The 12,104-nt window shown below is 62.8% G+C and carries 12 protein-coding genes; 3 read left to right on the top strand and 9 right to left on the bottom strand.

The genetic code is table 11. The annotated features are described in order from the left end of the window. Positions 1-105: 105 nt before the first annotated feature. On the bottom strand, positions 106-438 hold the full coding sequence (clpS, locus tag Q7U29_RS26010) for an ATP-dependent Clp protease adapter ClpS (RefSeq protein WP_304746270.1): 333 nt from the start codon (positions 436-438) through the stop codon (positions 106-108). 511 nt (positions 439-949) lie between these two features. On the opposite strand from clpS, the gene Q7U29_RS26015 reads away from it, so the two are divergent. After that, positions 950-2,266 (top strand): TadE/TadG family type IV pilus assembly protein, encoded by a 1,317-nt coding sequence (locus tag Q7U29_RS26015; RefSeq protein ID WP_304746230.1) that lies wholly within the window; start codon positions 950-952, stop codon positions 2,264-2,266. A 91-nt stretch (positions 2,267-2,357) separates the two neighbouring features. On the opposite strand, the gene Q7U29_RS26020 is transcribed toward Q7U29_RS26015, so the two are convergent. Then, complete coding sequence (locus Q7U29_RS26020) at positions 2,358-2,696, bottom strand: phasin family protein (protein ID WP_304746232.1); 339 nt, start codon at positions 2,694-2,696, stop codon at positions 2,358-2,360. A 399-nt stretch (positions 2,697-3,095) separates the two neighbouring features. On the opposite strand from Q7U29_RS26020, the gene Q7U29_RS26025 reads away from it, so the two are divergent. After that, positions 3,096-4,958, top strand: a complete 1,863-nt coding sequence (locus tag Q7U29_RS26025) for a serine hydrolase (RefSeq protein WP_304746234.1) — start codon at positions 3,096-3,098, stop codon at positions 4,956-4,958. A gap of 231 nt (positions 4,959-5,189) precedes the next feature. Here the strand turns inward: Q7U29_RS26025 and Q7U29_RS26030 are convergent, their stop codons facing one another. From Q7U29_RS26030 to Q7U29_RS26045, 4 genes are all read right to left on the bottom strand, one after another. After that, positions 5,190-5,918 carry a DnaJ domain-containing protein gene (locus tag Q7U29_RS26030; protein ID WP_304746236.1) on the bottom strand — a complete coding sequence of 243 codons (729 nt, stop codon included), beginning with the start codon at positions 5,916-5,918 and terminating at the stop codon, positions 5,190-5,192. 76 nt (positions 5,919-5,994) lie between these two features. Then, entirely contained in the window at positions 5,995-6,756 is a 762-nt protein-coding gene (locus Q7U29_RS26035; protein ID WP_304746238.1) for a VWA domain-containing protein, read from the bottom strand. 119 nt (positions 6,757-6,875) lie between these two features. Continuing rightward, positions 6,876-7,766, bottom strand: a complete 891-nt coding sequence (locus Q7U29_RS26040) for an alpha/beta fold hydrolase (protein ID WP_304746240.1) — start codon at positions 7,764-7,766, stop codon at positions 6,876-6,878. Between the two features lie 348 nt (positions 7,767-8,114). Then, positions 8,115-9,038 carry a division plane positioning ATPase MipZ gene (locus Q7U29_RS26045; RefSeq protein ID WP_304746242.1) on the bottom strand — a complete coding sequence of 308 codons (924 nt, stop codon included), beginning with the start codon at positions 9,036-9,038 and terminating at the stop codon, positions 8,115-8,117. Positions 9,039-9,318: 280 nt separating this feature from the next. On the opposite strand from Q7U29_RS26045, the gene panC reads away from it, so the two are divergent. Next, the gene (gene panC, locus Q7U29_RS26050; RefSeq protein ID WP_304746244.1) at positions 9,319-10,170 is read left to right on the top strand and encodes a pantoate--beta-alanine ligase; all 852 of its coding nucleotides are present in this window, start codon (positions 9,319-9,321) and stop codon (positions 10,168-10,170) included. Here panC and Q7U29_RS26055 read toward each other — a convergent pair. The 3 genes from Q7U29_RS26055 to Q7U29_RS26065 form a co-directional block, all read right to left on the bottom strand. Continuing rightward, on the bottom strand, positions 10,167-10,604 hold the full coding sequence (locus Q7U29_RS26055) for a DUF1489 family protein (RefSeq protein ID WP_304746246.1): 438 nt from the start codon (positions 10,602-10,604) through the stop codon (positions 10,167-10,169). The two genes, panC and Q7U29_RS26055, sit on opposite strands and share 4 nt — an antisense overlap. A gap of 39 nt (positions 10,605-10,643) precedes the next feature. Beyond that, positions 10,644-11,576, bottom strand: a complete 933-nt coding sequence (locus tag Q7U29_RS26060) for a hypothetical protein (protein WP_304746248.1) — start codon at positions 11,574-11,576, stop codon at positions 10,644-10,646. Between the two features lie 158 nt (positions 11,577-11,734). After that, positions 11,735-11,926 carry a hypothetical protein gene (locus tag Q7U29_RS26065; RefSeq protein WP_304746250.1) on the bottom strand — a complete coding sequence of 64 codons (192 nt, stop codon included), beginning with the start codon at positions 11,924-11,926 and terminating at the stop codon, positions 11,735-11,737. Positions 11,927-12,104: the final 178 nt, after the last annotated feature.

Below are 12,104 nucleotides of genomic sequence, written 5' to 3' on the forward strand. Positions count from 1 at the left end.
TCAACCGCCCAGTTCGGTGACCAGGCCGGCCCGGCAAACGACAAAGCGCCGGTCCTCCCGCTCAAAGCAAAACCCGTTCCCATTTTCAGCGGATTTCTCGGGGCGTCACTTCTTTTCCATCACGCATTGCAGGGGATGCTGGTGCTTGCGGGCAAAATCCATCACCTGGGTCACCTTGGTCTCGGCGATTTCGTAGGTGAACACCCCGCACTCCCCGATTCCATGGTGATGGACGTGGAGCATGATCTTGGTCGCGGCTTCGACATCCTTCTGGAAGAACTTCTCCAGGACGTGAACGACAAACTCCATCGGCGTGTAATCGTCATTCAGTATCAGCACGCGATAGAGATTCGGGCGCTTGGTCTTCGGCTTGACCTTGGCGATAACCGATGTGGTCGGACCTCCCGTCCCCCCGGCATTGCGCTCATCATTGCCCATTCGGGGAGCAGATGCGGCGACGGCGGGCACGGCGGAACAGTCAAATCTTGAAGTTAATTGCGGCATGGCACAGGCGTTCGAAATCCCCACGGGAAACCGGACCGCGCGACCAGGGACACCTCAGGCGACACGCTCCCTGCGGAGCCAATCAAAGAGTTCCCAGACGCGTTTCCGGATCGCCGCTCCCGGGCGGCTCGACCCCACCAGCTGGATCGATAGCTCCAAATATGGGTCCGGCTTCGACCCGCCGCAAGCGCACTGATCCGAAGCCAGACGCGACCTGCCGCGGGGCCGATTCCCGAGCCCGGCGATCCCCGCAAGGTTAATCAATTCCGTCGGGTTTGACAAAGCCGGGCCACCGGTCATTTAGCGGGCATTGACGATAGCGGGCGCTTCTGGCGGCCGGTCCGCATTTAGATGGCTATTGAGCCAGTTTTCTCCGGACCGATTTACCAGCTGTTTAGCGCGCTGACCCGAAATGGGGCACGGAAACCCAATTACGGTGACAATCATGCCCGTTACCTCCATTGCCAGTCAGCTGCGACGCGCCGCCCGCCGCTTCCCCGGCGCCAATCAGGGCAATATCGCGGTGCTGTTTGGCATCGCTTTGTTGCCCATCCTCGGCTTCATGGGTGCGGCGATCGATTATACCCGCGCCAACAGCGCGCGCTCGTCGATGCAGGCAGCCCTTGATTCGACGGCGTTGATGCTGGCGAAGGATCTGGCCGACGGAAAGATCACGGCCGGCGAGATCAACGCGAAGGCGACAGCCTATTTCACCGCCCTCTACACCAATAAAGACGCCAAGTCGGTGACGATCAACGCGACGTACACCCCCAGTTCAAGCCAGGGCTCGAGCATCCTGGTCAACGGATCCGGCAACGTGACCACGGAATTCATGAAGGTCGCCGGCTTCCCGAAACTCGATTTCAACACCAGTTCGACCTCGGTCTGGGGCAATGTGCGGATGCGGGTGGCGCTGGCGCTCGACGTCACCGGCTCGATGGCCCAAGACGGCAAGATGAACGCGCTGAAGCCCGCTGCAAAAAGCCTGATCGACCAGCTCAGCGCGCTGGCCAAGGATCCCGGCGATGTCTACGTCTCGATCATTCCCTTCGCCAAGGACGTCAATGTCGGCGCCAGCAATTATAATGCGAACTGGATCAACTGGAGCGACTGGGACAACGACAACAAGACCTGCAACGGCTGGGGTCAGAATTGCACGGCGAAGAATCACAACACCTGGAATGGCTGCGTCACCGACCGCGACCAGAACTACGACACGCTGAACACCGCGCCGACCGGAGGGCCCTCCACCCGGTTCTACGCCGAACAATACAACGCGTGCCCGGCACAGTTGATGCCGCTCAGCACCGACTTTGCCGCCCTCAAGGCCAAGGTTGACTCGCTTACGCCCAATGGCGGAACCAATCAGCCGATCGGTATCGCCTGGGGATGGCAATCTCTCACCCAGAGCGCGCCGCTCAACGCGCCCGCCGAAGATGCGAACTACACCTACAAGAAGGTGCTGATCGTGATGTCAGATGGCCTGAACACCCAGGACCGCTGGCCTTCCTACGGCAACGGCCACACCCAATTCAATGGCCAGATCGACGCCCGCCAGCGAATCCTGTGCGACAACATCAAGGCAACCGGCATCGTCATCTACACGATGCATGTGAACACCGACAACGATCCGACCTCCGCCGTCCTGCAATACTGCGCCAGCGGCTCCGACAAATTCTCCACCGTCACGTCCGCGACCCAGATCATGGCAGCCTTCAACAACATCGGGAACTCGCTGTCGAAGCTGCGTGTCGCGCGATAATTCTTCGCAAGCCCACCAACAGCAAGTCCGCCACAAAAAAAGCCCGGCCATGACGGCCGGGCTTTTTGATATCTGAAAACGGCGTTGGGGCTTAGTGCGCGGCCGGAGTGAACTTGGCGACCAGTCCCTCGAACGGCTTGAAGGTCTGCTTGGCGAGATCGCCATAGAGACCCGCAATCTTCTGCGACTCGGCCACGAAGGTCTCATAGGCGGACTTCGCGAATTCGGTCTGCAGTTCGATCGCCTTGTCCAGCGACTTCACGCCGGACAGCTTCTCGACCATCGACTTGGTGTCTTCGAACGACTTCTTGGTGTAGTCGCCATAGGCGCTGGCGATCGCCTGAATTCCGTGCTGCATGGTGGTTGCGGAGGCAACGACCGTCTCGAGCTGCTCTTTGCCGTACTGCTGGATGTCTTCAACCTTGACCATCGTGGAGTCCTTCCCAGACTGATGTGTATTAGATCTGCCGGGAGGTCCCGGCTCCCTAACGTCCGCCACCATAGTGCATCGCACAATAAAGTCAAGAATATTTGTGCGACGCACAAATCCCCGTAATTTGCCGTAAACACCGGGGGACTACGCAACGGTTGCTTAATCTTTTGGAAACTCGGCACGCCTAACCTGGTTCTCGGACTTGTTTGCGTTCCGAACAGCAGCCTCAAAAATTGTTTGTGAACAGCGTCTTAGCTAGAACAGCGGCCTGAGGGGCCATCCGGGCGAAAAAGCCTGCCCGGATAAGGACTTTGAGCAGGGAAACCTCACCGACCGTTGGGCATAATTTAGCCTCACGAACCGGTGATCAAGACAGAAATTGGGACGGGGAAGTTTATGCTTCGCACAACCTTGGCTTCCTCGCGTTATTTGCGAGTTTGCGTACTCGGCCTGGCCACACTCATCACCGCGGTCATTTTCACGACCGACACCGCCGACGCCCGCCGCCACCGAGGCCGCCACCATGTGCGCCACGTGGCGAAACCGAGCTATAGCCCGGCATTCTCCTCGATCATCGTCGACGCCAATTCCGGCGCGACGCTGACCGCCAGCAATCCCGACGCGATCCGCTTTCCCGCCTCGCTCACCAAGATCATGACGCTCTATCTGCTGTTCGAGCGCCTCGAATCCGGCAAGCTGAAGCTCGATTCCGAATTGGAAGTTTCCGAGCACGCCTCCGAACAGGCGCCGACCAAGCTCGGCCTGCGCCCGGGCCAGACCATCAAGGTCGAAGACGCCATCAAGGGACTGGTCACGCGCTCCGCCAACGACGCATCCGTCGTGATTGCGGAAGCCATTTCCGGCGACGAAGACGATTTCGCCAAGCTGATGACGCGCAAGGCGCGCGCGCTCGGCATGAGCAAGACGGTGTATCGCAATGCCAACGGCCTGCCCAACAGCGAACAGGTGACCACCGCGCGCGATCAGGCCACGCTCGGCCGTGCGATCCAGGAACGCTTCCCGCGCTATTACCGCTACTTCGCCACCTCGAGCTTCGTCTATCGTGGCCACGCGATCCGCAATCACAACCGCCTGCTCGGCAACGTCGAAGGCGTCGACGGCATCAAGACCGGCTACACCCGCGCCTCCGGCTTCAATCTCGTGACCTCGATGCGCCGCGGCAACCGCCACCTGGTCGGCGTCGTGCTCGGAGGCCGCAGCGGCGGTTCGCGCGATGCCATCATGCGCAACCTGCTTGCGGAAAATCTGGCCAAGGGCGCCACCAATCGCACTGTCGCCGCGATCGCCGAGCGCAGCGTTTCGGAAGCCAATGCCGATGTCGCAGCTGCCGCGCGGCCGACGCAGACGGTTCAGGCCCAGGGCGCCATTCAGGTCGCCTCCGCCGCACAGGAGCCGGGCGCAGCCGCGCAGACAACGCGTTCGATCGCCAAGCCATCCGTGCTCGCTGCCGCCACCGCGGCCGTGCCGCCGCAGGCCAGGGCCGCAGCCGTGCCGCAGCACGCCAGGACCGAGCCGGCGCCGCTGACATCGGGCGTCATTCAAACCCAGCAGCTCGCCGCCATCCCCGGCTCGTCCGAACCGATGAAGCCGGTCCGGGTGAAGACGGTTCAGGTCAAGGCCGGACAGATCAAGCTGGCCTCGGCCGCTCCGGACCAGCCGGCCACAACGATCACCCATGCGATCGCGCCGCCGCGCGACGTGCCGGAGACATCCGGCGCAGTGGTGGCCAAAGCTGAAGCCGACAAGGCTGAAAGCAACGTCGCCAGATCCGACTTCCCCAAGACTCAAGCCGCCAAGAACCAGATCTTCAGAACAGAAATGCCGCCGCAGCCAGCCAACCATGGCACCGGTAACGGAATCCTCGGCGTCTTGCCGGCCTCGAACATCCCGCCCGCCCCCGCCACGCAGGCGATGGCCTATGCGGAGCCGGCGCCCCGGGCCCCGCCGCAGACCGTTCAGCAGAACGGCGCCATCAAGCCCGCGAGCGCCCACACCGGCTGGATCATTCAGGTCGGCGCCCTCGAAAGCGAAAGCGAGGCACGGGCGCGCATCGAAGCCGCCCGCGGCCAGGCCAAGGGCCTGCTCGCCAAGGCCGAGCCGTTCACCGAGCCGGTAGTCGCCAAGGGCGAGCGGAAGCTGTACCGGGCCCGCTTCGCCGGCCTCGACCGCGATCAGGCCGAGGCGGTGTGCAAGACCCTGAAGCGCTCCGACATTTCCTGCATCACCGTTCGGAACTGATCCCCAAAAGACTCACTCGCCAATTTAAGTTCGGAATGCCGGCGCCACGCGCCGGCATTTTCGTATCACCCCCGCAAATCCGCACCCTGAAAACTTCTCGTCAAGATTTTGCAGTTAATACTGTGTGACGAAGGATCGACCACGCCGGACAACGGCGGGCGGCCACGGGGCATCAAGCAGAGAAGAACGGAAGCAACTCGCGGATTGTAGCGTTGTGTGGCGTTGCCGGAGTTAGCTTAAATGCGTGCGAAGCAAAGTATCCTTGGCCTGGTTCACGCGGGCGGCGAGGTACGTCGACCCCCCTTGATCGGGATGCAGTTTCTTCATGAGCGCGCGGTGCGCGCGCCCGATCTCGTCGTGGCTCGCCCCCGGCTGCAGGCCAAGGATCTGATAGGCCTCCTCGTCCGACATTTTGCCGCCCGACGGCGCGCGGCCCTGCCCCCTTGCCGCGTCTCCCTGCGCGTCCTGACGCCAGGCGGGAAACCTGCGGTCCAGATAGCTTTCAAATAGCGCCACGCTTTCAGCGTCGAAGCCGGATATCATCGCCGTCAGTTGCGGCAGATCGAATTCGCCGAGATCATGACCGGCATAGGGCCCGGCCACGATCTGGCCCGAGAGCTGGCCGCTGTCGTGATCCAGCGTCATGTCGAGAAACTGCGAGCGGACCTTCGAGGTCTGTCCCGCGGAGCGCCTGGCGCCGCCGCCGAACAATCCGCCGATATTGCTGAAGCCCGACGATCCGAACGGCGACCAGCCGAGCAGCCCCGCGCCGAAGATGCCGAGCGGGATGGCCACCGCAAGCTCCCCCCTGAGGCCGGTAAAGGCCGCAACCGCAAGCGCCACGACGCCGCCGCCGATCTTGATGGCGCGGGCCAGAATGACGGGATTGGCCGCGCGAAACATCTGCAGCAGCGAGTAGAGCAGGATAACGGCGACGACGCCGGCGATCAGGGTTGCCATGATTTCAGTATAGTGGGGTCGGGAACAAAAAGCATGCGGTCACCCGCCCTTCCCCTTTCGGAGCAGAGGAGCGCGCTCACTTCATCTGGCCGAGCAATTTGGCGGCACCGCTGCCGGTTTTCGACAGCCGCAGCAGCGCCTCGCGCCCGCCCGCGGCGTAGGCCGCCGCCGCGCGCAACAGCTCGCGCAACTGGGCAGCGGCCCCCGGATCGAAACGGCACCAAGCGCCGCCGGTGAGGCGCGCAATCTCGCGAAACCCGCGTTCAGCGACGTCGTCGTGTCCTTCCTGGAACATGAATACCGGCACCTTGAGCAGGCCGAGCTCGCCGGCCTTGACGCAGAGATCGTCGATCGCCTCTTCCATGGCGTCGCCGACGAACACCACCGCGCGCACCCCCGAAGCCACCGCCTCCCGCCGCGCTTCCGACAGCACCTTGCCGATCTGGGTGTTGCCGCCGCGGCAGTCGATCTTGCCCATCAATTTGGCCAGTTGCGCACTGTCGGAAATCCATCCCGAGGCCCGGCATTCACCGAGGCCGCGATAATAGACGAGGCGAATGTCGAGACTGCCGAGCGCTGCAGCCTCGCGAAACATGTCGGCCTGCAGCGCGCAGGCCATGTCCCAGGTCGGCTGCCGGCTCATGGTGGCATCGAGCGCGAACACCATCCTGCCCCGGGCTCCGGCCGCATGCGGCGACATCGCGCGGGCTTTGGCGACGAATGCGGCGATCTCGTCCGAAGCGGACGGCCTCGCTTCCGGCAGCGGTTTGCCGGATGCAGCCTTTTGCGCTCCGGATATTTCGCTTGGCGGTTTCGGTTTGGTGGGTTCGCCGGACATCAGCACTCGCAAATTGCAGCGAGCTCTATGTGGGTCGCGACTGGCAAGCGGTCAATGCCCGCGGCCTGCCCGTTCGCAAAAGGTCACGGCGGACCAAGTCGTCTCGATTCCAGCAACAATCAATTCGCCACGGGGCGCGGCGATTTCGACGCGGGCGGACTCAACGCCGAGACCGGTCCCTTCACCGAGCCCTTGTCGATGATCTTCGGCGCTTTGTTGTCGACCGGCGCGAGCGCGCTATCGGTATCGTTCAGGAACTTGTCGAGCATGGTCTGGATCGAGGCCTTCGCCGTGTCCGGACCGGTATCGCGCATGTCGTTGTGCTGCATATCGGTATTCACGACCGTGATATCCGATTTCTCGCACTGCTCGGCATCGGGAACGACCCCGGGATCCGGCTTGAACTGCGTATCCTTGGAGCGGAACGACAGGATCTTGAACTTGCCTTCGGTAATGAACGGCACGCGCAGATTGTCGAGCGTCACGACCTTCTTGATATGGTCGGGATGCTCCTTGGCGAAAAGCATCGAGATATCGCCGCCCAGCGAATGTCCCACCATGGTCACCTTGGCGTAGTCGGCGTTGGGCTGGAGCTTCTTCATCTCCCCGAGGGCAAAATGAATATTATCGACGCCGCGCTGCATCTGCGGCAGGCGGCCGACATAGAGTTCGCCGGGCTTGGTCACCATCGGTGGATCGCCCGGCAGATCATGCTGGGGGCTGAGCGCGATATAGCCGCGCGCGGCAAACACGTTGGCCAGGAATGAATACTCGGTGTTCTTGACGGTATTGCCGTGGTTGAGAACCGCCACCGGCAGCTTGATCATGCCGGCATCGGCCTGCATTTCCTTGTCGCGCCGGATGGCGACATGGACCGGGACAGGGCGGTTGCCGCGCGAAGCATCGATGAACATCACCGTCTCATGACGGATAGCCCATTTGCTTGCGGTGAAGTAACCGACCGCAACCAGAACGCTAAGCGAAAGCAAAACGAGAATTCCACGTTTCATGTTCGTCCTCGGCGCACCCTTTCGGGCCGTGTTCCAATGTTGGGGACTCTGCGTTCCCCTGTCCATGATATATGTCACGGCGAGTTGACAGGAAGACTAAATGTTGTGAATTCGCCGCCTGATCGTTGTGCGTTGCAACCTCTTTTTGTGCAGATGCACAGTCGGGAACCCACAGCGCGTTCCCACACTGTCGGACGTCACAACTCAACGTCAGGTTCAGGTCTTCGGTAAAGGTCCAGTAAAAAAAACGGACCGAGGGGCAATAGGTTCCGCCCCGGCGAGCTATCGCGGCGGCGCCGTGCAAGGTGCCGAGCGCCAGAATACCGGTAACTAAGCACCGCAGGCGGTTCAGGCGCCGAGGATGTCGTGGACTTCGAGCGGCTTGTCGACCTGGGTGAACCATTCGGCCCGGTTGGCGGCGCGGCGACGGCCGCGTTCATCCAGCGGCAGCTTCAACTGCCGCAGCAGGCTCGTCACCTCCTCGCGCGCCGTCACATGGCCGAGACTCGGCCGGGTGCCGAGCGTCGCCTCGTCGAGGTCGTCGAGCGCGGTCAGCCCGCGCGGAAAGAACTCGCGATACACCACGCGTTCGGCAAAGCCGTCGATCGAGCGGAAGCCGAGCCGGAACGACAACTCCTTGAGACCATCGGCGACGAGTTGCTTGTTGCGCGATCCCAGCATCGACAACCGGTTGCGGACCACGATCCAGTCGGTGGTGGCGCCGTCGAGCTGGCGGCGCTTGCGTCTGGTGTCCCGCACCATCTCCGCATAGTGGCTCTCGCCGGTCACGGAATAAGTGGCGGGGTCGACGGTCCCCAGCACGTCGAAGTCGAGGAAGCTGTCATTGATCGGCGTTACCAGCGTGTCGGCCATCGAGTGCGCGAGGCGCATCAGATAGCTGTCCGACCCCGGAGTATCGATCACGATAAAATCGAAGGAGCGCTCGACCGCGCTGACGGCATCCATGAACTGCTGGAATTCGGACGTCTCATTGTCGGCGATCTGCATGGTCTCGCCGAGCTTGATGCATCGATGCACCGGGATCTCGAGATCGAGGCCGGTGCGACGCGCCCATGCGCTGCGGTTGCCGATGTAGCGGGTGAAGCTTTGCTGGCGGCAATCCAGATCGATGGTGGCGACGCGCTGGCCGGCTTTCATCAGGGCGACAGCGATGTGCAGGGCGGTGGTGGATTTTCCCGATCCGCCCTTCTCGTTGCCCAGCACCACCACATGCGCCGAGCCCGATTGCCCCTGACTAGTCTGCACCAACATGCTTCAGCCCCTGTGGATATCTTCAAATTCCGCGCGACCGCGGTCAAGTGAAATGCGCGATAACACCCCGAAATCGTTGGCTGTCTGCCTTAATCATGAATCTCACGCCGGGATCGAACGCGTCTGTGATCGAGCGCACGTTTGGTGGATATCTTTTAGGCGGTCCGACCTCATGCGGCAGGCGTAGCGCTTGGCGATGAAGCCTCCGCCTTGATATGATCTGCCTCCCGCCGCCTCGTCGGAAGCTCCGGCCTCCCCGACCCCGACTGATCGAGCCCAGATGTCGCGAAGCCCCATGATCGTCCGCACGGTCCCTGCATTGCGTCGCGCCCTCGACGGCCTTCGCGCCAGAAAAGCCACCATCGCGCTGGTGCCAACCATGGGAGCGCTCCATGACGGACATGTGTCGCTGGTCCGGCTGGCGAAACGCCGCGCCAAAAAAGTCATCGTCTCGATCTTCGTGAACCCCACGCAATTCGCACCGACGGAAGATTTCGGTTCGTACCCGCGTACCTGGAAGGCCGATGTAGCGCGGCTCGCCGCCGAGGATGTCGACCTGATCTGGAACCCGGACGTCAAGGTCATGTACCCGGAGGGCTTCGCCACCCGGATCGTGCCGGAGGGACCGGCCGTCGCGGGGCTGGAAGACCGTTTCCGGCCGCACTTCTTCGGCGGCGTCGCCACCGTCGTCGGCAAATTGTTCACGCAAGTCAGGCCGGATTTCGCGATCTTCGGCGAAAAGGATTTCCAGCAGCTGCGGGTGGTGGCGCAAATGGCCGGCGATCTCGACCTCGGCGTCAAGGTGATGGGATCGCGGACCGTGCGCGAGCGCGACGGCCTCGCGATGTCCTCGCGCAACGTCTACCTCACGCCGGGGGAACGGCAAGTGGCGCCGGTGCTGTACCGCGCCATGAAGGAAAGCGCCAAACGCCTGCGCGCCGGCGACGATGTTGAAGCCGCGATGGCCGTCGGCCGCGAACTGATTACCAACGCCGGTTTCATCCTCGACTATTTCGAAGCCCGGCATGCTGTGACGCTGGCGCCGATCGCTTCGGTGAAGAATGGCCCGGTCCGCATTCTGGTCGCCGCCAGGCTCGGCAAGACGCGGCTGATCGATAATCTCGGGGTTTAAAGCAGCCCGAGATCGCGCAATTCGCGGCGCAGCGGCTCCGGCATCGCCGCGACGCTGGCGGCGGCCTTGCCGAGATCAGGCGGTGCCACGTCCGGCGTGAAATAGCGCCAGCCCTGGAACGGCCGCATCGGTCGCGGCGATACCGCGATCACCTTGGGCTGCATCACCAGGCGGCATCGTCCGATGCCGTCCTTGTCGCGGAACGGCTCGATCGCGATGATTTTTTCCCGCGCCGCGATTTCACCTTTGATCACCCAGTAGAGCGAGCCGCCCGCGACAATTTCGTCGCCGCGTTTCGGCACCATCCGCGTGACGTGAACATGATGAAGCGGCAGGCCCTTTTTCCTGGCCGTCGCCATGCGCTCGGCGATCCAGCCCTTGAGTTCCTTGATGGACTCGCAACCGACACAGAGCTTGAGGAGATGAAGCGGCATGCCGTGACGTTTAGCGCCCGTCGGCGGATTTTGGAAGCATCACTCGTCGTCGGCCGCGGGGGCCGCCGCGGCCGGCGCAAGTTGAACCGGAGCAGCGCGCGAGGATTTCGGCGCGGGCTGCTTTTTGGCAGCGGCTGGTGCTGCCGGCGCCGTCGCCGTGATCGTCGTTGTCGGGCGCGCTAACGGAAGCGGCGCGGACGGCGCCGGGCCCGGCTCGGGTGTCATGATGTTGACCGGCGGGGTCGAGGCTGCGGACGGAAATTCGGCATTGGTGGGCTTGCCGGTGGGCATCGTTGGCGCCAGCGCCGCCACCGGTGCTGCTGCCGCCATCGGCGGCGGTGCGTTCCATGACGCAGAGTATCGCATCACCAGGCCATCATAGACCCGCTCATCCATGTTGGACACCAGTTGCTGGCGATTTGTCAGCGACCGAAACACCGCACAATCCGACTGCGTGCAACGGTCGCGCGCCAGCAGCACATAGGCCATCAACCCGTAGCGGTCACGCTCGACCGCCCGGCGCAGCGCCAGCAGCTCGGGTGTCAGGTTGGCGGTCGCGGCGTCGCCGAAGGCCGTTAGCCGCGTGATCTGGGCCGCCGCATAGGACAGCGCCGCGGCGGTGACTTCGGCAGAACCGAACAGCGCCTTCTCGCAGGCCGTCAGCACGGTTTCGCCGGCCAGATCGTCGATACACGACAAGGCCGGGAGCGCCGCGGTCAACGACGGAGGCCGGGTTTCGCCGGACGCACTGCGGCTGTCCGGACCGAACGCGCGAAGGGTCGCCGCGCTTGTGACGCCGATCGCCAGCAGCGTGATGACCGCCAGCATGCCGTTGGCGACCGATTTCTCGGCGCGCAACACCATGATGAGCACGATGAGTCCGAAAAATCCGGCCGCGGCCAGTGTCAGCCACATCGGAAAGGTTGGCGAACGCCAGAATTGATCCAGCGACGAAGCCCAGTCCCAGTTCATGCGCGGTGTCCCTCAACGCAGCAGCAGGCGCATTCAGCGAAAGCTGAATGCTGATCCCTCACGCACTCAACTTGCGCAGAATATTTCCGCGAACGGGGCGTTTTGACGGCGAGCGGAGCGAGAACGGCTCGACCCGGCCATGACGCACGCGACTTCTCTCAGGAGATGTCGAGCTGGCTTTCCTTGGCCACCCGTTCGAAAGCCTCGGTCGAACTCTTGATCCGGTACTGGTAGTCATCGCCATCGGTCGGGAGCAGCCGGATCACCTCATAGGTGCCGCTGGCGGCCGGACGGGCAACGTTGCTGGCAGTGAAATAGACGGTCTCTCCAACGGTGAATTTGTGCTTCAACGCCCTCTCCCATCACGCAATAACGTCGGCCATGCCCCCGGTCCCGCTGGCATCGGCCGACTGAATACACTGTGGCAAGATAGCACAGGGCCGGCCGAATTAACCAGCCACATCTGGGCATGGCAAATGCGCATATTTTTCAGGTTTTTCAGGAGGATAGTTGCCAGTTTGCCGGGTC

The sequence above is a fragment of the Bradyrhizobium sp. genome, from assembly GCF_030654605.1.
In the GTDB taxonomy this organism is placed as follows: Bacteria; Pseudomonadota; Alphaproteobacteria; order Rhizobiales; family Xanthobacteraceae; genus Bradyrhizobium.